Origin of the sequence: Streptomyces sp. NBC_00846 (assembly GCF_045207325.1) — a bacterium.
Lineage (GTDB): Bacteria > Actinomycetota > Actinomycetes > Streptomycetales > Streptomycetaceae > Streptomyces.
On sequence record NZ_CP108846.1, the window covers coordinates 48,466 to 69,290 of the forward strand.

The window sequence follows — 20,825 nt, forward strand, 5'->3', positions numbered from 1 at the left end:
CAACTCCGCCCGCAGTTCCGTAAGGAAGCCCTCCAGCCCACGCACGTCCTCAACGTAGTGGGCGGTCACGCCGTCCACTCCAGCCGTGCGCGCACCCTTGTTGCTCCGCACCCGCATCCACCCTGCAAGCAGGAAGGCCGGGTCACAGAACACCGGTAGGCCGCTGGCGAGGTGCCGTGTTACCACGGTCCTGCTCCAGCGGCCCCCGGTCCGAACCACGCGGGCACCTTTCGGTGCACGTAGCTCTCCAGCGACTACTCCGTGAATTGCGCGGTTGGTTGCCCCGTATGGATGGCCTCATGACAGCGGGTGCAGACCACGAGGGTTTTTCTCCGCTTCTTTGCCATGTGTTGGGCCCACGGGGGCTGTGGTCGTCCGGACTCGGTGAGATCGGCGAGTTTTCGGACCTGGTGGACTTCCACTTGGCCTATCTGCTCGCACAGTTCACACTTGCCCATGCGGATCCGTGTAATCAGCTCTTTGCGGGCAACGGGTCGGACTACCGGGCGGTCCTGTAGTACCGCCTTCTTCTGCCGCTTCAGCGGGATTTCGCCGAACCTTCCGACCAGTGGTTTCCTGCCTGCTCGTTGGACGCTGGCCTCATAGCATGTCCGTGGTCCATCTGGTGTCGAGATCTTGGCCCTGTATTTGCGGGCCATCGCCGACACCGTCGAACGATGCTTGGCGGCGAGCGTCTTGAGCATTGAGGTCTGTGCGACCCATTTCAGTCGGCTCAGTCTCCAGACGTCGCCAGCCAGCAGGTAGTACTGGATGAGCCCCCTGTATTCCGCTCCGTATGTGCTGATGATCGTGAGGTCGTCACGATTGAACAGCTCGGTGCGGCGCTCGGGTTTTCCGTGCTTTAGGTAGGGGGTGCACTTGGCTTTGATCACTTGCCGTGGGACACGCAGTGCGACGCTGCCGTTAACAGACGGGCGGGTCGCGCTGTGCTGGACAGTGATCTCGTAGCCGAGGAAAGATGAATCGCCCCGGGTTTGATGGAGACATCGAAGACCCGGAAGGATGCCGATCATGGCTGCTCCTCGTAAGTACCCCGACGAACTGCGTGAACGTGCGACGCGCTTGGCGGTCGAGGCTCGCAAGGATCCGGTCGGCCGGGCTGGCGCGATCAAGCGCATCGCCGACCAGCTGGACGTGCACCCCGAGGCCCTGCGGGGGTGGGTCAAGCGGGCCGAGACCGACGAAGGCACCGTGCCCGGGACCACCAGCGCCGAGGCCGCCCGGATCGCGGAGCTGGAGCGGGAGGTGAAGGAACTGCGGCGGGCGAACGCGATATTGAAGTCCGCCTCGGCTTTCTTCGCCGCGGAGCTGGACCGTCCACTGCGATGAAGGTCGCCTACATCGACCAGCACAAGAACCTGTTCGGCGTCCAGCCGATCTGCGACGTCCTCGCCGAGACGGACGCGCCGATCGCGCCGAGCACCTACTACGCCGCCCACAACCGCCCACCGTCGGCCCGCAGCCGGCGCGATGCGGAGCTCACCGAACAGATACACCGCATCCACGCCGACAACTACAGTGTCTACGGGGCCCGCAAAGTCCATGCCGCCCTCCTGCGCGAGGGGTTCGAGGTGGCCCGCTGCACGGTTGAACGCCTCATGCGGCAGGCCGGGCTCCGCGGGGTGATCCGGGCCAAGAGCCCGCGCACCACCCGCCCTGCCCCCGAGACCGACCGGCCCACAGACCTGGTCGAGCGGCAGTTCACCGCCACCTCCCCCAACCAGCTGTGGGTCGCGGACATCACCTACATCAGGACCTTTTCCGGCTGGGTCTACGCCGCCTTCGTCATCGATGTCTTCTCCCGCATGGTCGTCGGCTGGCAGGTCGCCACCAGCCTCTACACCGACCTCGCCCTCGACGCGCTGGAGATGGCGATCTGGCGCCGCCGGCACACCGGCGCCGACCTCACCGGCCTCACTCATCACTCGGACCGCGGAGTCCAGTACCGAGCTCTGCGCTACACCGAACGCCTCCAACAGGAGGCAGCCGTGGCCTCGGTCGGCTCCAAGGGCGACTCGTATGACTGTCAGTCTGTTCGTACCGGATCCCGCAAGGATCGGGTAGTCCCGGCCGTGACGGTCTGACTCTTACTTACGACCGACCCCACGGGTGTCCTGGCGTTGATCTGTCGACCGTCCGGCCGGGCACGCAACAAGCGCTGCCGCCGGACGGACGTGACCTCATAGGAGCCTGGAGCCAACTCGTCAAAGCGTCCCCGTGACAGTCCTGTCCCTCCGGCCGGCGACAGCGTGCATCCCACGCTACCGACCGAAGGGAACGCGGTGGATAACAACGAGCAGCACAGGTCCGGGCACGTCGTGATCGGCGTCGACACACACAAGCATGTGCACGTCGCTGCAGTGATGGACACGATCGGCGGGATCCTGGCGACCTTGACGATCCCCACCGACACCGGCGGATTCCAGCAACTCCTGGACTGGGCAGGCTCATACGGCAGGATTCTGGCCTTCGGAATCGAGGGCACCGGCTCCTACGGCGCCACCCTGGCCTCGTTCCTTCGACGGGCCGGGCACAAGGTGGTCGAGGCCGGCCGCCCGGACCGGCGGCTGCGACGGATGAACGGCAAGTCCGACACCCTGGACGCCGAGAACGCCGCCCGAGCCGTCCTGGCCGGGTTCGCGACGGCCACGCCCAAGAGCGCCGACGGTGAAGCCGAGATGATCCGGCAGCTCAAGATCGCCCATGACCAGGCCGTCGAACAGCGCTCGGCGGCGATGGTCACCATGAAAGCGATGCTTGTCCACGCTCCTGATCCCTTGCGCAACGAGACCGCGGGCAAAACGCAAATCGCTCTGGCCCGGCACCTGGCGGGCCTGCGTCCTCGACAGCTGGAGGGCCCCGAGGACGCACTGCGTCACGCCCTTCGAACACTGGCCAAACGGTGGCAGTACCTCGACGCCGAGGCCAAGGAACTGACGAAAACGATCGCTGAGCTGGTCCACCGTGCCGCCCCGCAACTACTCGAACCATTCGGCATCGGTGTGGACACCGCCGCGGAGATCCTCGTCGTGGTCGGCGACAACCCTGAACGCATCAAGTCCGAAGCCGCCCTCGCCAAGCTTGCGGGCATCGCTCCTGTGCCCACCGGCTCCGGCATGACCAGCGGCAGGCACCGCATCAACCACGGCGGCCACCGCCAGCTCAACGCCGCGATCTACCGGACCGTCATCGTCCGCATGCGATTCCACCAACCGACGATCGACTACGTCACCCGCCGCACCGCCGAGGGCAAGACGAAACGCGAGATAATCCGTTGCCCCAAACGCTACGTCATCCGCGAGGTCTACCACCTGATCCGACCCGCACCACGGACCGTCCCCACAGCGAGTTGACAACTATAGGAGCGTCAACGCCCTGGCCGAGGCATTCAACAGCCTGTTCAAGGCCGAGCTGATCCGCAACAAAGCCCCGTGGACCGGCATCAACGACGTCGAGATCGCCGTCGCCGAGTACATCGACTGGTTCAACCAGCGACGCCTCCACGGCGAACTCGGCCACCTCACCCCCGCCGAGCACGAAGCCGCCCACTACGCGGCCGAACCCCCTGCGTCACTCCAGAAAACCAGCTAACCCGCTCTCCACGAAACCCGGGGCTTGACAAGACGCTGCCCGGGTACGGGCTTGCGTGACCAGCGTCTTGTCCGGGTTCAGTTCCAACTTGAGTTCGTCTCGAAGGAACTGCGCCAGACGCTGTTTGATTTCCTCGGCCTCGGCCTTCGGTCCGGCGAAACCGAGGAGGGTATCGTCGGCGTACCGGCAGTAGCGGAGTCGCCTGTAGCCCGGATCCTGAGGATCCTTGCTGGACGTTCCCCGTAGCTGTCTACGCAACTCGCGTGCTGCGGTCATATTGCCGCGTTTTCGAGCGCGCACCGCCGCCATTCGCACCCTTGCGTAGGCAGGGTTGTTTGCCCTGCTAGCTCCTCGGGTGTACTGCGGTATAAGAACCGTTTCGATGAACTTGTCCAACCGGTCCAAGTAAATATTGGAGAGGATCGGCGAAACGACACCGCCCTGTGGGGCTCCACTGAGCGTTTCGTTCCATACCCAGTCCTCCAGGTATCCGGCTTGCAGCATCTGTTCGATCAGCCGGAGGAGCCGGTTATCGTGGATTTTCTCAGCCAGCGTCGAGAGCATGACCTCGTGGTCAAGACTTCCGAAGCAGTCTGTGGTATCACCCTCAATTAACCATGCTGTGCCAGTCCAGAGGTCTGCCACTTCACTGAGTGCAGTGTGACAGCCCTTGCCGGGACGGAAGCCGTGTGAACGGTCAGAGAACCGCGGCTCATAATACGCCTCCAGCAAGAGGCGGATCACTTCACCGACGAGCTTATCCGACCACGAAGGCAAGCCGAGCGGTCTCTGCTTCCCATTCTTCTTCGGGATGTAGATCCGTTTTACTGGCTTAAATCGAAAACGCTCGTGACGCAGGGCGTCGATGATTCGTTCAATCTTTGCCAGCGACATGCCGTCTGCGGTTTCTCCGTCAGCCCCGGGCGTCATGGCTCCATGGTTGGAGTACAGGCGCCCGTAGGCCATCAGATACATCTGCGGATTGAACAGTTGTCGGAACATTTCATTGCACGGCAGACCACGCCTACCGCGATCACGGAGGATGCTCAGTACTGTTTCGGCGCTCTGCATTACGCATACCCCCCAGTCTTCGAATATCCGATCACCTGGCCCCCTTGGCCCTGTGGACGGCCTTCCCGTCCCCCTTGGTAGGGCGTTACTCCTACGACTACTACGGGGCCTCTGTCACCTTAGGGCTCGCGCCCCTTAGGCGATCCCACGTTCGTCCCTGTCATACGTGATAGTGCGACTTAGGATCCTCATTCATCTCCTTGAATGCCCTCGTTGGGCATCGCTCCACATCCCGGAGGATGTATCAGCCACCTCGTGATGCCGATACAGGGTGTGGCGCCGCTCAGCGGGAGCAGGCCCGCAAGCGCCAGCAGGAGCGCGAAGCCGCGGCCCGCGAGGCGCAGCGGCCCGTGTGCAGGCGCTGCGGAGCGAAGTTCACCGACGACCGCTGGGACACGGTCCGGCAATACCCGGCGCACAGCCACCGTGAGCTGTGCGGGCCGTGCCTGGACGAACACTACGAACAGGTGCAGGCGGAAAAGGCCGCGCGGCGGCAAGCAGAGGAAGCCGCGGCCCGCGAGGCGGCCGAAGCGGAGGCGAAGAAGAACCGCGGCCTGTTCAAGCGACGCCGGTAGTCGCGGGCACGTGGGCAAGCCGCCCTCGGACGGCGGCTTGCCCACCCCGGCCGGGGTGGGCTGAGGTGGGCAAGCCGGGCCGGACATCCCGTCCCCCGGCCGGAGGAGGATGCGGTGCGCAGTTCCGAGACAGGCCAGACGGTCGTTCGGCGAGACGTGCACCGCGCCGGCCAGGTGTGGAGCGAGCAGGCCCTGCGGGTCGTCGCTGACACCGGCGAGGCGCTGGTGACCGCCTGCGCGCCCGGAGCGGAGGCCCGGTGGCCCGCCCTGTACGCGCAGGCCCGCGCGGAGGAGGACCGGTCGGTGCGCACGGAGGCGTTCGACGCGATGGCGACCGGCCGGTGGGAGCTCTCCGCCGCGGTGTGGCAGGAGACCGACCTGCTGCTGTGGAAGCCGCCCGCTGCCTGGTTCAGCGTCAACGCCTTCTACGTGCCCGACGGGTCAGGCCCTGGTGCCTGTCCAACAGGACTTTGGGCTTGCGCTTTCCGTTGCGGCAACTTCTACGGTCATGTGTGTGGCCGGAGAGACCGGCCCGGCGAGGGAGGCACCGGCAATGGCCTGGTCGATCGCGGAGGTGGCGCGGATGTCCAAGGTGACGTCGCGGACGCTGCGGCATTACGACGAGATCGGCCTGCTGCCGCCCGCATGGATCGGGAGCAATGGGCACCGCTACTACGAGGAGGCCGATCTGCTGCGGTTGCAGCAGATCCTGCTGATGCGGGAGCTGGACCTGGGGCTGCGCGAGATCCAGGCGGTCCTGGACAGCCAGCTCGACCAGGTGGCCGTGCTCCGTGAGCACCACCAACGGCTGCTCGCGGAACGGGACCGGCTGGAGACGCTGGCCCGTACGGTCGGCCGCACCATCGCCGAACTGGAAGAAGGAAAGGACAAGGGCCATATGACGAAGATCAACAAGCCGGAGAACCTGTTCGAGGGGTTCCAGCCCCCCTCCGAGGCCGAGGCCGAAGTACGGGAGCGGTGGCCGCAGGCGTGGGAGCAGTCCCGGCAGGCCGTCGAGGCGATGACCTCCGAGGACACGGAGCGCTGGCAGCGTGAGGTGACGGCGCAGATGATCCGTATGGCGGAGTTCATGGTGGCTGGCACGCCGGTATCCGACCCGGCGGTACAGGCCGAGGTGGATGCCAACTACCAGGGCATCTGCCGGTTCTGGACCCCGACCGCGGCCGCGTACAAGGGAGTGGGCCAGACCTATGTCGACGACCCGCAGATGCGGGCCAACTTCGACAAGATCGCCGACGGTCTCGCCGTCTACCAGCGCGATGCGATGACCGTGTATGCCGATGCCCGGCTGAGCTGACCGCACGCGCCTAAGGGCTGTTCGGTGGGGCATGAGCGCAGCCAGAGGCGAATGGCTGCGACGGTCACGGTGCCGTGGAAGATGTATGCCCTCTTATCGAATCGGGTGGCTACGGCACGGAAGCCCTTGAGGGCGTTGATCGTTCGCTCGACTTCATTCCTGCGCTTGTAGAGCGACTTGTCGAAGTCGGTGGGCCGACCGCCCCGGCTGCCACGGTGCTGCCTGTTGGCCCGCGGGTTTCTCGGTTCGGGAATGGTGTGCTTGATCTTGCGCCTGCGCAGGTACCGGCGGTTACGACGGGATGAGTACGCCTTATCGCCGCTGAGGTGATCAGGCCGGGTGCGCGGGTGACCGCCACCCGGCCGTGGTACGCGAACGCGCTCAAGGACCGGGATCAACTGAGGTGCGTCGCCCCACTGCCCTGGCGTGATCAGCACCGCCAGGGGCCGGCAGCCGCCGTCTCCGACGAGATGAATTTTCGTGGTCAGACCTCCCCTGGACCGGCCGAGAGCCTCGTCGGGGCGATGCCCCTGCACCAGTTTCGCTACGTTGCGGTACATGCGTCGATCGCCTTTTCGTTGACATGCATCGGCAGCCTTGCGCGCCAGTGCAGATATATCGTTTGCACCCCAGCCAACTACAACGCTGTGAAATACAGACCACAGCAAAGGCGTGCGAGCGTTGCGAAAATTCGCTACTTCCCTTCGGGTACGCCTTGCGGGCGTGAAAACATGGCTGCGGCGCCTGCCCGCCGATGCCGGTAGCTTGTTGGGACGTTGAGCCCGTAGGTCAGTCTGGTGCCGGGGCCGCAGAGGGGCCACTCACTGTTGCCATCGAGCACGACGGTCAGATTCTCGCTCCCCCGCGGCCCCCTAGGCAGGCGTCATCCCGTACGGATCGAGACCTGGGAGTGGCGCATGACGGACACCGACGACAGCGGTGGCATCGAGGAGATCGAGCAGGCCGAAGAGCTCGTGGCGCGGGTCGCCGCGATCGACATCGCCAAGGCGTCCGGGATGGTCTGCGTGCGGCTGCCACACGAGGACCAGCCCGGCAAGCGCGTGCAGCGGGTCTTCAACACCGTCGCGACCAGCGGCGCGATCCTGGACCTGGCCGACCACCTGATCTTCCAGGGCGTCACCCGGGTAGTGATGGAGGCCACCTCGACGTACTGGAAGCCCTACTTCTTCCTGCTCGAATCACGCGGCCTGGAGTGCTGGCTGGTCAACGCCCGGGACGTCAAGAACGTCCCCGGCCGGCCCAAGACCGACCGCCTGGACGCGGTTTGGCTGGCCAAACTCACCGAACGCGGCATGCTCCGGCCCTCCTTCGTGCCCCCGAAACCGGTCCGTGAACTGCGTGACCTGACCCGGGCCCGGGCGGTCATGACGCACGAGCGCACCCGCCACAAGCAGCGCACCGAGAAGCTCCTGGAGGACGCCCAGATCAAGCTGTCCACCGTGATCTCCGACATCTTCGGCGTCTCAGGGCGCGCCATGCTCGAAGCGCTGATCGCCGGTGAGCGCAGCCCGAAAGCCCTCGCGGATCTGGCCCACGGCACGATCAAGGCCAGCCACGCCACCCTGGCCGAATCGTTGACCGGCCGTTTCGAGGAGCATCACGGGTTCATGTGCCGGATGCTGCTGGACACCGTCGACTACCTCACCGTGCAGATCGACAAGCTCACCGCCCGTATCACCGTGCGCCTGGCCGAGCTGTCCACCACCGAGGACGACCAGGGCCCCGGGCAGGGCACCCTGACCAATCACCGACATCGAACGCCTCGACGAGATCCCCGGCGTCGGCCCGAGCACCGCACAGGTGATCCTCGCTGAGATCGACCTGGACATGACGGTGTTCCCCACCGCCGGACACCTCGTCTCGTGGGCGAAGCTCTCCCCACGCACCCTGCAGTCCGGCAACATGAACACCTCCGGGCCCACCGGCAAGGGCAACCCCTGGCTCCGCGGCGCGCTCGGTGAGGCGGCGATCTCCGCCGCCCGCACGGACACCTTCCTCGGCGCCCGCTACCGCCGGATCGTCAAACGCCGCGGCCACATGAAAGCCCTGGTCGCCGTAGCCCGCTCGATCCTGGTGTCCGTCTGGCACCTCATGAACGACCCGAGCGCCCGCTACCGCGACTTCGGAGCCGACTTCCACACCCGCAACCTCGACCCCCACCGCAAGAGCCGCGACCTCGTCCGCCAGCTCAAGGCCCTCGGCCACGACGTCACCCTCACCCCGGCAACCGCCTGACCCCGCCCGCACCGCACCACGAGAACCTCCCGGCCGTCACCGCCGAAGGGCTATCTCGCCGTACCCATCTGACCGTTGAGTTTTCCGGTCAGACGTCACTGACTGGCCCGTTCTCCCCAGGGCTCGGAGGACGAGTCGGCTGGCGCGCCACGCGGTAGCGGAGGTAGACGACTCTCGAGCTGAAGGTGCGGGTCTCGACGAGTTCGAGATCCACCCGGCGCTCGCGCCGGGGAAAGAACGGAATGCCACCGCCCACCAGCACCGGGTAGACCTGGCCCGGTACTCGTCGATCAGACCCAAAGCGGCCGCCTCGGCGGCGAGAGCCGCGCCGCCGATCGCGATGTCGCCCTCCCCCCGGCTCGGCTCGGCTCGCAACCGCTCGATCTCCTCCGCCAGGCCGCCGGAAGCCAGGCGGGCATGGCCCTCCACCACCGACAGCGTGGTGGAGAACACCACCTTCGGCAGCGGCTTCCAGAGCGCGGCCCACTCGAGCATGGAGTCGTCGAGCGAGGGATCCTGGTCGGCGGTCTCCCAGGCCGAGATATCGCAAATACGGCTTCTCAAGACCTCAACGGCACCGCACGATACGGCGCGGTCCACGGCTCAATGCCCAGCAGTCCCTGCCGTTTGCCTTGGTGATGCCTCCCATCGCGCAGGCATACGCGAGGAGGTTGGCGTCGTAAGGGAAGGTGATGCCGGGTCGCTGCCAGAAGCGGTAAAGCCAGTGCTCCGGCGGATCATCCGCGAACGGTGTCAGAGAACCTATCTCCTCATGCAGTACCTTGGTGCCGTCGCGGTAGAGCGTGCCGGAGGTGCCGCCCTTGGGGTTGAAAAAGAGGCTGTAGGTGGTGGCCGGCGCCAGCCTGCGGGCCAGTTCATCGTCGTCCAGCTCATTCGAAAAGGGCTGGCTGATGATACAGCCCAGCGCGGTACCCGTGACGCCAACCGCATAGTTCCCGCCGGCGTCGAACAGGTCCATCTGGTCCATCTTGGAATCCTGCTGGAATACAGGGCACTCCGCAGGATCGGCACCGAGCCGACGGATGACCTCATCCTCACCGATGACATCGGTGAAGGTCACTCCCAGGCCTTCGGTGTAGATCTTCTCTGCTGAGAAGACGCTGATCAGCCGGTCCGCCCGCGCCTGCTCGGCCCGTTGCGCAACCGTCAACGGCACTGCCCCGGGCGTGCCTTCTACCAAGGGTGCAAGGCCCGTCGTCAGGGCGAGCCGCCCCGGTGTCCACTCATCCACGCACGGCCGCCACGCATCGGCTCCCGACTCCAGCAGCACCTGCACGGTCTGCCCCTGCAGGTGCTCGACTGCCCACCACAAAGGCGTACGCCCCAGTTCATCAGGTATATCCACCTCCCGCGTGTGGGCGAGCATCGCGGTCACCGCCTCAGCGGCGCCCGCCGCTGCCGCCAGATGCAGGGGTGTCTCCTCAAATGACCCATAGCGGGCAGTCGGAGACTCCCCGCCCGCAAGCCGCGCCCTGACAGATGCCAGATCGTTCCAGTTCTGGAGATGCCAGAAGTCTCTCGTACTCATCCCGTGATCATCGCAAACTGTGATCTCTCGGTTTCGGGACAGTGGTGGTGAGAGACAGTCGGCGTTGGTGTGTTGTCACTGGTCAGCGGTGGTTTTTGGGGTGGGGTTCGCTGTCTTGGAAGTGAGAGATGGTGTGCGTGCCTGCTGTCACCGGGCGATAGATGTGCAGGTCAGGCGCTGGCACGAAGGCGAGAGTTCTCAACGTCATGCGCGCGCCGGGCCGCTTCCCCGCTCTTGAGACCGGCCCGCTCACCGCGGGTCAGGTCCCGGCGGATCGCCCGGTGCAACGTGGAGAGCGACGGCACCGCCGGGGCGTCCGGATCCTCGGCCGCCCGCTGCACCAGCTCGGCGTGGACCCGGGAGGCGTTACCGCCCCACAGCGCCAGCAGCCGCCGGACTTCCGCGGTGACCGTGAAATGGGACGACTCCACCCGGGCGAGGCGGTGATCCTCCCGGGCAGCGGCCAGCCACCGCCACACCGTCCGCTCCGATTTCCCCAATGCCCGTGCCACCAGGCGCACATGCGCGGCCGTCAGCTCTCCACGCCCGTCGAGGTTCAGCAGCCGGGGCATCGCCGCCTCCCGCCCCAACCGGGGCGGGAACACGGCGGCTGGACCGCCCACACGATCCTGGTCAAGGCTTCTCGGCATGGCGGCCCCCGTCCCACAAGCACTGGACGACACGGTTTGGCGTCCTGGTCCCAGATATCCCAGCCCTTCGTCACCCAACTGACCGGTATCGGCATACGACTGACAGCAATCACCGCCATCCGATACAGCAGCGGTCGCGTACGAAGCTCCACCGCCGCTGAGCTTGTTCTTTCCTCGATCCGGTCAGGTTGGCGAGTTCAGGTCGGCGAGGAGGTAGGCAACGGCAAGGCCGGTGATGAGGTACTCCTCGAAGATCTGGTTGTTCAGGGCCAAGGGGGATCGTTCCTGCCGTATGGCCTCGATGGCTGTCGTCGCTTCCCAACCCAGCTCGATGAGGGTCTGCGCGATGACGAGGCCAGAGCGGTTGTAGCCAGCGTTGCAGCGGACCCAGACGGCGTGCGCGCCGCCTCGCGGCTACTCCTAGGGCGACCCGCCGCCGGGGCCGACCGGGCGGCGGGCAAGGCCTCCTGGCGCCGGGGCCCAGGCGGCGTCGGCCGGGAGCGGCTGCGGTCCGCGCGGTGGTGCGGGCCGGCGCCCAGCGGGCGGCGCTCGACCATCCGCCCAGTCGCCATATCTCCCTCCCGACCCCAGCGGCCGGACCGAGGCGCGTACGGAACGGCTGCCGGTCAAGAAGTCGCCGTACGGCCCACTGGGCGCCTCCGAGTACGAAACGACCCTCCCCCCGTCGGAGCAGTGCCCGAAGGGCGCTCAGATGGCAGCCTGCGGCCTCGTGTTGTGCGCGCTGGCGGAACGGAGTCAGGAGCGCGAAGCGGGGCCGGCTGTCGGTGGCGGCTGCCACAATCGGCCCGTGATCGAGAACCGCTTTGACTGGCAGCAGTTCTTCCGTCGTTGGCAGGAGGAATGGATCCCGGACGAGGACGATGTGGAGGACCTGGCGGAGGGCGGCCTCACCCTCGCCGGCCTTGCCCTCTCCGCCGCGCCCGCGGCCGAGGCGGAGATAACCGCCGCCGAGGAACGCCTGGGCACCCGGCTCCCTCCGTCCTACCGGCAGTTCCTCGGGGCCAGCAACGGCTGGCGGCTCGACAAGGGGTCCATCTACCGGCTGGGCGCGGCTCACGAGATCGACTGGTTCGGGGATCCGCTTGAGCTGACCGCGATCTACCAGGAGGGGTTGACCGAGCACTCGACCGAGCAGGAGGTGCTGCTGGCCGGGATGTGGCGGCGGGCACTGCAGTTGGAGACCGACTCGGACATGTCCTACGCCCTGCTGGACCCGGGCGACACCGACGAGGACGGCGAGTGGGCTCTCTACGTCTACAAGGGGTGGAGCGGCGAACCGCCGGATCGGTACCCGTCGTTCCGCGCCTACATGCAGCGGATGTACCAGGACTTCCACTCCGCCCGGGCGGGCAGTCCCGGCTTCGTGAACGACACCACCCGGGCCCTGGACGCCGACGTGGAGCGCGCGCGGCGGGAGGCCCTGAGCGGGAGGTGGGAGAGTGCCCAGGAGCTGCTCACCGAGGCGGAGCGATACGGACGGCCCTGCGCCCGGAGCATGCTGCGGCAGCTGGAGGTGCTGTCGCGCGGCGGCGGGTACTACGGCTTCGGTGAGCTCGTCGCCGATCCGCGCTACACGGGCGAGCTGGTGCCCGTGATGGCCGCCGCGCACCTGCGGGACAACCGTTCCGGCGTCCTGCCCCGCCGGTTCGTGCTGGGCACCGAGACCGACGACGGCGTCACGGCGGGCGCGGACGCGATCCTCGCCCAGGTGCGCGACGGTTCCTACCGCTATGCGTCGGACGGTGCCTTCGGACGGGCGGTGGCCGAGGCGCGGGAGTCGGCGAGGTGGGGGGACACGGACGCGGCGTGGCGCATGATCCGTGCCGCGCTGCCGTTGTGGTCGCAGCCGGGGCCGGACCTGCTGGCGCCGCTCGGTCTGCTGGCGGACCCTGTACTGGGTCCGGTGGTGACGCGGGAACGCGGCCTGGAGCTGCTGGCCACGCCTCGGGCCGGCCGACCGGGCCCTGTGCCCGATCCGGTGCCGGACCTGGATCCGCCGGGACTGTGCTGGCTGGCGGACACTCCGCGGTGGAACGCCCCGCACGACTCCTACCGGTGCCTGTGGGTGGAGGGCACGGAACCGGAAGCGCTGCCCGGCCTGGTCGGGGAGGACGGGTGCGCGGGCCTGACCGCTCCGCCCGGCCGCCGTGCCGGGCGGTTCCACCACGGCCCTGGGCAGTGGGACGATTCGGCGCCGTGGGAGGACCGGGCCGTGGTGTCGGTGGGCCGGACGGGCTCTGGGTGGGCGTTCGCCTGTGACGCGGCCCCGCGGATGTCGGCGCCCGGGAACTTCTTCGTGTCCCTGGCCGCCGCCGCCTCGCGCGGTGGACGCGCGGTGGTGCTATGGGCGCGCCGCGCTCGCGACGGCCGCCTGACGGTGTTCCACCTGTCGGTCGCCGAGCGGGGCGAGGAACTGTACGCGTACACGCTGCGCGGCACGGACGTCGAACGCTCGGGGCCGGTGCCCGGGACCCTCGATCCGGAACGGGGCCTGCACGGCGTCGGCGAGGCGGACCGCGAGCGGTGCCTGCTGGCCGCCGTGCAGGACGAGTTCGGTCTGTCCCTGCCCCGGCACGCCCTAGTCGAGGGCGTACTGCCGCAACTGACCACACGGTCCTGGAACCGTGCGCCGCGGGAGGGCGAGGCCTACGGGTACACCACGATCCGCTTCGGGCGGTGACGAAGACGCGCCGCCCGGCGCGGGCTGGCCACGCCGGGACCACGGGAACTACCGGGAATAGTGCGGGGTGAGGGAGCCCGGTCAATGTGGCTGTCGCCACGGCAACGAGCCAGGGCTGGTGGGTGAGTGCCGAGTGTCCACGCATAGAGCGAGCGGCGTTGTCACGTTGGTGGGGTGTTGATCGGTTGAGGGCGTGTGGGGGTTGGGCGGGGGCCTGGGTCACGCTGCGGTGGGCGGGGCGGTGGCGCCGGTGATCTGGTCCCAGATCACGAAGCGGACGGTCATCTCGGTGCGGTGGTCGCGGGCGGTCCTCCGGTGCCGGCGTGGCCGGAAGTGGGGTGAGATGCCGCTGAACGCGGACAGGAATCTCTGAGCTCCTCCGACGCTGCGGAAGCCTTTCATGGCGCGTTCGCGCTGCCTCGTTGGCTGGTGGGAGTTCTCGGCCCGGTTGTTCAGGCCTTTGTGGGAGCGGTGCTCGACCGAGGGCATCACCTCGCTGTGGGCCGCTCCGTAGGAACGGAGCTTGTCCGTGACGATCACCCTCGGCACGGCCCCGATTCCTTTGAGGAGCCGACGGAAGAAGCGCCTGGCCGCAGCCTTGTTGCGCCGGTTCTGGACGAGGATATCCAGCACGTTGCCGTCCTGGTCGACCGCGCGCCAGAGGTACTTCTGCTCGCCGTTGATCGTGATGAAGACCTCGTCAAGATGCCACTTGTCGCCGGGGCGGGGACATCGGCGGCGCAGCGCGTTGGCGTAGGGCTGCCCGAACTTCAGACACCACCGGCGGATCGTCTCGTAGGACACGATGACGCCGCGCTGCAGCATCAGCTCCTCCACCGCACGGAATGACAACGGGAAGCGGAAGTACAGCCAGACGCAGTGGGAGATCACCTCGACCGGGTACCGGTGCCCCTTGTACGACGGCGGCGTACTGCCCACGGACAACCCCCTCCACCGTGATCAACCCGAAGATCATCCCACCCGGTCAGCCAACGTGACAGTGCCCACGCGACTCCTCCTGGGGTCCGGCGCTTGAACGCGCCGCGCATCACGTACACCTCGGCGACGGTTTCGACGGCGGCCAGGGCGACGTCGACGGCTGGTTCGCGCCCGCGCCCACACTGCCGCGGCCGCCACCCGCGCCCGCTCCGCCAACCGGTCGATGACGTCGGCACCGTAGGCCCGGATCGCCGAGGCCCGCCATCGCTCACGCAGCTCGGTCAGCGACAACAGCACCGTGCGCTTCGGCGGGCGCGTCCGGTCGGCGGCCTGGCAGTCCAGCGCGTAGGAGGCCCGCTCCCCCGGCGGGTGCCCCTGCTTCTCCTCGTAGTCGGCCACGAGGACAGACATCGCGTCGGCGATCTGCTGACGGCGGGTCGACTGCCAGCCGATGAGCCGCTGGTCGATGCCGGCAATCTCCATGACCGGCCGTCGGCCGGGCGTCGCCTCGCGCGGCTCCCACGCTGTAGGGTCCACGTCTTCGTGCGCACCGCTTCCTGCGGAAACGCCGGAATCCAGGCTCGATGCGCACTCGTTCCGTCGGCCGGGCGTGCGCAATCCTTTGGTGCCGCGGTTGCTCGCCGGAGACGCGGCCTCGGCATCGGCGCAGGTCAGGGTCCCAGCAGGTTTCGCCGAGAAGACAAACGAAGTAGCCCCTGACCTGCGCCTGCTTGGGGGGTGAGCGCTGGTTTGCGGCCGCTGCAGGCGCCGCGATGTCTGGCCGCGGGCCTCCCGGTGGTCCGCGACGCGCGGCTACACGGAGATCGCCCCGGGCTGCACGGTCATCGCCGACCCCTCCGGCCCTGCGTGGCCGCTTGAGCGTCAGGGCCTCGGTGTGAGGTCGTCGGAACGGCCAGCCTCGAGTCGTGACCACTGAGGGATGGGGCGTCCGTTGCTCCGCAGTCGGACGTGATCGGCGGGCGTGCCCTGAACGCGGGGCCAGCCGGAGGGTGAGTCTTCCCACAGCTCCTGACGTCCGTACACGGTGAGGTCCATGAGTGCATAGCTGTAGTCCATGGCCTCTACGCCGCGCAGGGTCGTCCAGTAGGTCTCGAAGATGCGGTCGCCGTCCCGTAGGTAGCACACGAGGTGCATCATGCCGACATGGCGTCCGACCAGGAGCACGTCCTGGGAGGGGACTGCCGAGTACCACGGCACGTCCCAGCCCATGAAGTCGCGGTAGCGGCGGCTTGCCTCGTAGGGGCCCTGGCAGAAGACCGCGTAGGTGATGTCGCGCGAGTGAAGGTAGGATAGCTCCTCAACCTGGGTGGTGACCCACGTGCAGCCTTCGCACTGCTCGGCCGCGGGGTGGCCGTGGTGCCACATGAAGTAGTAGGCGATGAGCTGGCCGCGCCCTTCGAACGCTTCGAGCAGAGTGACCGGCCCGTCGGGCCCCGTCAGCTCGAGATCGGCGGCCACCTCGACCATGGGCAGGCGCCGTCGGGCCGCAGCGATCGCGTCACCTTCCCGGGTGTGCGCCTTCTCCCGCACCCGCAGCTTGTCCAGTTCTGCCTGGAAGGTGGCCCGGTCGGCCACCGCCGGCAACGCCAACGCGCGGTCGGCCGTCCTGTTCTCCTGATCAGTCATGACCTTGTCCTTTCGTCCCTTCGCCGGCCGACGTCCGCTGCCAAGGCGAACATGATGTCGTCACTTGCTCTGCTCAGCCTGTTTCGCCAGGCATGGTCACCGACTCCGAGCGAGTCGTAGAGGGACTCCAGGATCACATCCTTATCGGGGCCGAGCGCGACGCGGCTCGATTCACGCTGGTCAGCGGCGTACGACAGCGGCCAGTTTCTGATAGAGCGTCAGCCGCGCAGGCTTTTCGCCATACCTCTGACGCGTAAATAGAGCCTGGTCAGATGGGGTGTGGGCAGGGGTGGGTGCCCGGTGGTCGCGGAGGGCCGCCGGGTGTGCGGGGTTTGTCGGTCAGGCGGCGGTCTCCCTCGGGTTGAGGGTGTAGCCGAGTTGGTTGAGCTGGTTGATGGCCCGGCGGGTGGCGCGTTCGGGGTCGCGTTGGGTGAAGTAGGTGCCGCCGAGTTCCTGGTAGGAGACGTTGTCGGTCAGCATGTGCCAGATCGCGGTGATGATCGAGTGCTCGACGGCCACCAGTGCCCTGAGAGGGCCGCGGCGGGCGGTCAGCCGTTTGTAACGGGCCTGCAGGTAGGTGTCCTTGGTTCTCACGGCGCCGAATGCCGCGAGGCCGAGTGCGCCTTTGAGGTAGGGGTTGCCGGGCCGGACCTTGGTGTTCTTGGTGCGGCCGGCGGACTCGTGGTGGCCGGGGCAGACCCCGGCCCAGGATGCGAGGTGCTTGGCGGAGGCGAACCGGGTCATGTCCCCGCCGGTCTCCGCGATGATTACTTCCGCGGTGGCCTGGTTGATGCCGGGGATGGTGTCGAGCAGGTCGAGGGCGTCACGAAAGGGTGCCATCGCCTCTTCGATGCGTCCGGTGAGCTGGTCGTAGTGGTTCAGGTGCAGGCGGGTCAGGAACGCGTGGTGTTCGCGGAAGCGTCCGGTCAGGGCCTCGGTGAGTTCGGGGATCTTGTTGCGGAGCTTGCGTTTGGCCAGGTCCGCGAGGACCTGGGGGTCGGCTTCGCGGCGGATGAGGGCTTCGAGCATGGCCCGGCCGGAGACGCCCATGATGTCGGAGGCGACCGCGGAGAGTTTGATGCCGGTGTCCTCCAGCAGCTTCTCCAGCCGCTGGACCACACGGCCTCGTTCACGGGTGGCGGTGGTCCGGGCGCGTGTGAGGTCGCGTAGTTCGCGGACCGGCTCGGGCGGCACGAAGGAGGGCCGGACCAGGCCGTGGGCGCCGAGCTGGGCCAGCCAGGCCGCGTCCGAGACGTCCGTCTTGCGGCCCGGCAGGTTCTTGACCTGCCGGGCGTTGACCAGGATCACGTTCAGGCCCTCGGACAGCACGTAGTAGAAGGGCTTCCAGTAGTCCGAGGTCGCCTCGATCACCACCAGCGTCACCTGTGCGGCAAGCAGGTGATCGCGCAGGGCGAGGACCGCGTTCGTTGTCGATCCCCACGTCGTGGTCTCGGTCGTGAAAGACCCCCGCCGCTTCGTACTCGGGGGGCGGACGCACGCCTTGGCGTCCTTCTTGCTGATGTCGAGGCCCACGCAGCGTTCGTGCAGCACGTCCACGGTCTTGCTCCCTCCCTCTCCGGACAGCCGGGCAACGCCGTTCCGGGAGGGCCAGGGTGAATCAGGAATTCTGACGCACGTGCTTCGCAGCAACACTCCACGGTTCCCGTGGAAGGCCCCCAGCACCACGCTGACCTGCGAGCTCGCTGGCATCACAGAGGCATCGGTTTCGGCCGGAACGGACACCCCAAGGTTCCCCAACCGGCATCAGCTCACGTCAGGGCAGACAGAAGCACCTCCGGCGCACGCCACGGCATTTACCACGCCCCCGGCGCGCACCGAAGGTGCACTGGATCGCTGACCTGCGGAAACGCGAAAGTCCCCGTGCCGAAGAACCCTCCCGAGTCCATGCAGCACCACCTGCGCCAGCGCCTGAACACCCGCGCCAGGGAACGCTGGCCGCAGCTCAGCGGCGTCCAGGTCCGCTTCCGCACCGGATTCGCCTACGTGACAGGCCAACTGCCAGGCGAGGAAGACCCACTGCCCTTGTGCCGCTTCCGCTTCACCGGTGTCCCGCACACCTGGGGCTTCGTCCTCTACCTCGCCAGCCAAGGCACGTACCAGGACAATTTCCTGCCCACCGGACTCCCCTTCGGATCCCCCGAAGAAGCCCTCGACTGCGCCTGCGGCCTCTACCTCGGCGACCCCACACCCTGACCACTGAGACCGAACCGCCCACGTGGCGGTCCGTCACCGGGAGGATTCCATGCTGCTGCCCGTCTCGCCCGTGCGGTTGGCCGGCCACGATCTCATACTGCGGGAGTGGGAGAACGCGGACCTGCCAGCCATGGTCGAGCTGTTCGACGAGCCCGAAATCGCTGACCGCACCCCGCTCTCTTCGCCCTTCGACATGAAGGCGGCACGCGAGTATCTGGAGATGATCCACCGCACCCGAGCCGAGGGGCAACGTCTCCACCTCGCCATCACGACCGACGGCCGCAAACCCCTCGGCGAAGTGCTGCTCAACCTCTCCCGAGGCACCATGGGCTATGGCGTCGGCACCGCCCACCGCGGACAACGCCTGGCCCTGCGTGCCGCGCAGCTCATGACCGACTACGCCCACCAGATCTTGGAACTGCCCCGCGTCCTGCTGGAAATCGAGGCTGACAATGCCCCCAGCATCGCTGTCGCACGCGACCTGGAGTTCCGCCTCACTAACGACGGGCCAGAACGAGTCGAGGGGAAAGGCCGGGCCTTCATCCTGCACACCTGGGCCCATGACACCCCAGCACGCCCAGGTGACCACTGACCCCTGAGCACGCCACACAGCGCCTCGCCGGAGCGCCCAGCCACAAGCACCCCTCCACCAACATGCGCGGCGCAGCACTAGCGGTGGTTTGTTAGACCGGGGAGTAGAGATCGAGTGGGTGGCCTGCGCCGACGGCGTTGATCAGGGCTTGAAGTTCGGGTGGCGGGGGTGCGTTGCTCCAGGCTCGCCAGCAGCGTTGGAGGGTGGTCCAGGGGTCGAGCCAGGCCCGGACGGCGCGAATCGCCTGCGGCCAGCTGGCCGGTTGGGGCTGGTGGGGTCTGCTGGGGCCCCCTCTCAGCCGGCCCCACCGCTGTGACAGTCGGCGGGGCCGTGGGGACGACGGCGGGCTCCCGGTCCGGAGGTTGAGCGAACCAGGTGTCCCAGCAGAACGAGAACGCGCAGTTCACCAGGGTCTGGTGGCGGCGGATGGCGGTATCGGAACGGACCTGGAAGTCGGCCCAGCCCAGTTCGTCCTTGATCTGCTTGTAGCTCTGCTCGATCCAGTGTCGGATGCCGTAGATCCGGACGACTTCATGCAGGTCGGCGGCCGGTTCGGAACTGTCGGCCTCGCGGGGTCCGCCGGGGCGGGGCAGGTCGGTGGCCAGGTACCAGGTGGTTTGCGGGGGAAGGGTGGCCGGGTCGGTGGTGGCCACGACGAGACGGACGTTCCCGTCGGGTCCCCACCAGCCGAGGCGGGCGTCGGCGGCCCACCAGGTCTCGGTGTGTCCGTCGCGGAAGGTGCGCTCGACGGAGGTCCAGTCACCCGGGTGCTCGGGGTCCGTCCAGGTCAAGGCGTGGGCGGCATGGACGGGGGTGTAGGCGTCCTTGCCGTAGGCCCAGGTGCCGTGGCTCGGTTTGAGGGCCATGACGAATGGCAGTCCTGCCGCGTCGAGTTGTCTGCGGAAGCCGTCCTGGTCGCCGTAGGCGCAGTCGGCGGCCACGGCGCGGAAGGCTACCCCGGCAGCCTTCGCGGTGCGGGCCAGTTCTGCGGCGATCTGCAGCTTGGTGCGGAAGCCGGGGTCGCTCTTGCCCTTGGGGAAGTGATGGGCGGGGCTGTAGGGCACGGCGTGCAGCGGGTAGTAGAGGTTCTCGTCGGCCCAGCAGGTGGTCACGGTGACGATGCCGTTGTCGGTCTTGCCCAGCCGGCCCAGCCACTGGCGGCCGATGTGCGCGGTCGCCTTGCCGTCCTTGCGGTCGCCCGAGTCGTCGATCACCAGCACCCCGCCTGGGTGCGGGGCGGTCGCGGGATCGGTCAGCAGCAGTTCCAGTCGGCGGGCGTTGACCTGCTCGTGGTCCCAGGTCGACTCGGACAGGAAGAACTGCAGCCGCTGTACCGAGGCGTGCTGGGCCCCGACGACGGGTTCGGCGCCGGCCAGGCAGGTCAGGGTCTTGTTCCGGTCCCGCGGCAGCAGCAGTCCCGCGAGGTACTCGCGGAACCCGCGGCGCTGTGCCAACGTCGAGAGCAGGTCATCGAAGCGCGCGGCGTAGGCTTCCAGCGGGCCCGGAGCGGGCGGACATGGCAGACGGCGAGTCATCACAAGCCCCCAGGCGGCGAGGCGACGTTCCTCTGCTACCGGCCTACTACGACCCTGACCCGCCGTCAACAAACCACCGCTAGCCCGGTTCGCGACGGCGGCGGGCTGGATGACGGTGGTCATGGTGGTGGCCCCTCTCGTGTCGGATCGAGTAGTACTGTCCGTC

General features: G+C 67.6%; 18 protein-coding genes, 4 pseudogenes and 1 other annotated feature. Of the genes and pseudogenes, 11 read left to right on the forward strand and 11 right to left on the reverse strand.

The features are described from left to right. Nucleotides 1–254 precede the first annotated feature (254 nt). Complete coding sequence (locus OG936_RS00260) at nt 255–1,034, reverse strand: group II intron reverse transcriptase/maturase (RefSeq protein ID WP_406491647.1); 780 nt, start codon at nt 1,032–1,034, stop codon at nt 255–257. On the opposite strand from OG936_RS00260, the gene OG936_RS00265 reads away from it, so the two are divergent. From OG936_RS00265 to OG936_RS00280, 4 genes are all read left to right on the forward strand, one after another. Continuing rightward, on the forward strand, nt 1,033–1,350 hold the full coding sequence (locus tag OG936_RS00265; protein WP_406491649.1) for a transposase: 318 nt from the start codon (nt 1,033–1,035) through the stop codon (nt 1,348–1,350). The genes OG936_RS00260 and OG936_RS00265 overlap by 2 nt on opposite strands. Continuing rightward, nucleotides 1,311–1,439: a sequence feature (AL1L pseudoknot), on the forward strand. Its footprint overlaps the gene before it by 40 nt. Then, complete coding sequence (locus OG936_RS00270) at nt 1,347–2,105, forward strand: IS3 family transposase (RefSeq protein ID WP_406491650.1); 759 nt, start codon at nt 1,347–1,349, stop codon at nt 2,103–2,105. It overlaps the preceding feature by 93 nt. Before OG936_RS00265 ends, OG936_RS00270 begins: the two co-directional genes overlap by 4 nt. Before the next feature lie 198 nt (nt 2,106–2,303). Then, nucleotides 2,304–3,374, forward strand: coding sequence for an IS110 family transposase (locus OG936_RS00275; RefSeq protein ID WP_406491652.1), 1,071 nt, complete (start codon nt 2,304–2,306; stop codon nt 3,372–3,374). A gap of 22 nt (nt 3,375–3,396) precedes the next feature. Further along, nucleotides 3,397–3,612, forward strand: coding sequence for an IS3 family transposase (locus OG936_RS00280; protein ID WP_406500277.1), 216 nt, complete (start codon nt 3,397–3,399; stop codon nt 3,610–3,612). A 33-nt stretch (nt 3,613–3,645) separates the two neighbouring features. On the opposite strand, the pseudogene OG936_RS00285 reads toward OG936_RS00280, so the two are convergent. Next, nucleotides 3,646–4,683 (reverse strand): annotated as a pseudogene (locus OG936_RS00285) (reverse transcriptase/maturase family protein); the annotation flags it as partial. Nucleotides 4,684–4,922: 239 nt separating this feature from the next. Between OG936_RS00285 and OG936_RS00290 the strand changes: the two are divergent. Both OG936_RS00290 and OG936_RS00295 read left to right on the forward strand, forming a co-directional pair. Further along, the gene (locus OG936_RS00290) at nt 4,923–5,258 is read left to right on the forward strand and encodes a hypothetical protein (RefSeq protein ID WP_406491654.1); all 336 of its coding nucleotides are present in this window, start codon (nt 4,923–4,925) and stop codon (nt 5,256–5,258) included. Between the two features lie 553 nt (nt 5,259–5,811). After that, nucleotides 5,812–6,576 carry a MerR family transcriptional regulator gene (locus OG936_RS00295; protein ID WP_405692320.1) on the forward strand — a complete coding sequence of 255 codons (765 nt, stop codon included), beginning with the start codon at nt 5,812–5,814 and terminating at the stop codon, nt 6,574–6,576. 35 nt (nt 6,577–6,611) lie between these two features. Here the strand turns inward: OG936_RS00295 and OG936_RS00300 are convergent. Beyond that, nucleotides 6,612–7,103 (reverse strand): annotated as a pseudogene (locus tag OG936_RS00300) (IS5 family transposase); the annotation flags it as partial. 390 nt (nt 7,104–7,493) lie between these two features. Between OG936_RS00300 and OG936_RS00305 the strand changes: the two are divergent. Together OG936_RS00305 and OG936_RS00310 are read left to right on the forward strand one after the other, a co-directional pair. Then, nucleotides 7,494–8,411 (forward strand): IS110 family transposase, encoded by a 918-nt coding sequence (locus tag OG936_RS00305; RefSeq protein WP_406491655.1) that lies wholly within the window; start codon nt 7,494–7,496, stop codon nt 8,409–8,411. Next, nucleotides 8,398–8,832, forward strand: coding sequence for a transposase (locus OG936_RS00310; protein ID WP_406491657.1), 435 nt, complete (start codon nt 8,398–8,400; stop codon nt 8,830–8,832). The genes OG936_RS00305 and OG936_RS00310 overlap by 14 nt, the downstream gene beginning before the upstream one ends. An 88-nt stretch (nt 8,833–8,920) precedes the next feature. Here OG936_RS00310 and OG936_RS00315 read toward each other — a convergent pair. The 3 genes and pseudogenes from OG936_RS00315 to OG936_RS00325 all read right to left on the reverse strand — a co-directional run. Further along, nucleotides 8,921–9,366 (reverse strand): annotated as a pseudogene (locus tag OG936_RS00315) (dihydrofolate reductase family protein); the annotation flags it as partial. Between the two features lie 34 nt (nt 9,367–9,400). Beyond that, entirely contained in the window at nt 9,401–10,381 is a 981-nt protein-coding gene (locus OG936_RS00320) for an ankyrin repeat domain-containing protein (protein ID WP_406491658.1), read from the reverse strand. A gap of 170 nt (nt 10,382–10,551) precedes the next feature. Next, nucleotides 10,552–10,953, reverse strand: a complete 402-nt coding sequence (locus OG936_RS00325) for a hypothetical protein (RefSeq protein ID WP_406491659.1) — start codon at nt 10,951–10,953, stop codon at nt 10,552–10,554. An 886-nt stretch (nt 10,954–11,839) separates the two neighbouring features. Between OG936_RS00325 and OG936_RS00330 the strand changes: the two genes are divergently transcribed. Continuing rightward, entirely contained in the window at nt 11,840–13,732 is a 1,893-nt protein-coding gene (locus OG936_RS00330; RefSeq protein ID WP_406491661.1) for an SMI1/KNR4 family protein, read from the forward strand. A 219-nt stretch (nt 13,733–13,951) separates the two neighbouring features. Here OG936_RS00330 and OG936_RS00335 read toward each other — a convergent pair whose 3' ends face one another. The 4 genes and pseudogenes from OG936_RS00335 to OG936_RS00350 all read right to left on the reverse strand — a co-directional run bounded on the left by OG936_RS00335 (nt 13,952) and on the right by OG936_RS00350 (nt 17,875). Next, nucleotides 13,952–14,671 carry an IS6 family transposase gene (locus OG936_RS00335; RefSeq protein ID WP_406491663.1) on the reverse strand — a complete coding sequence of 240 codons (720 nt, stop codon included), beginning with the start codon at nt 14,669–14,671 and terminating at the stop codon, nt 13,952–13,954. A gap of 89 nt (nt 14,672–14,760) precedes the next feature. Next, nucleotides 14,761–15,196 (reverse strand): annotated as a pseudogene (locus OG936_RS00340) (relaxase domain-containing protein); the annotation flags it as partial. Nucleotides 15,197–15,553: 357 nt separating this feature from the next. Continuing rightward, nucleotides 15,554–16,318 (reverse strand): DUF899 family protein, encoded by a 765-nt coding sequence (locus OG936_RS00345; RefSeq protein ID WP_406491664.1) that lies wholly within the window; start codon nt 16,316–16,318, stop codon nt 15,554–15,556. Nucleotides 16,319–16,657: 339 nt separating this feature from the next. Further along, complete coding sequence (locus OG936_RS00350) at nt 16,658–17,875, reverse strand: IS110 family transposase (protein WP_406491666.1); 1,218 nt, start codon at nt 17,873–17,875, stop codon at nt 16,658–16,660. 324 nt (nt 17,876–18,199) lie between these two features. On the opposite strand from OG936_RS00350, the gene OG936_RS00355 reads away from it, so the two are divergent. Then, nucleotides 18,200–18,532, forward strand: a complete 333-nt coding sequence (locus OG936_RS00355; protein WP_406491668.1) for a hypothetical protein — start codon at nt 18,200–18,202, stop codon at nt 18,530–18,532. Nucleotides 18,533–18,581: 49 nt separating this feature from the next. Then, the gene (locus OG936_RS00360) at nt 18,582–19,124 is read left to right on the forward strand and encodes a GNAT family N-acetyltransferase (RefSeq protein ID WP_406491670.1); all 543 of its coding nucleotides are present in this window, start codon (nt 18,582–18,584) and stop codon (nt 19,122–19,124) included. Between the two features lie 77 nt (nt 19,125–19,201). On the opposite strand, the gene OG936_RS00365 is transcribed toward OG936_RS00360, so the two are convergent. Then, nucleotides 19,202–20,659, reverse strand: a complete 1,458-nt coding sequence (locus tag OG936_RS00365; protein WP_406491671.1) for an IS701 family transposase — start codon at nt 20,657–20,659, stop codon at nt 19,202–19,204. Nucleotides 20,660–20,825: the final 166 nt, after the last annotated feature.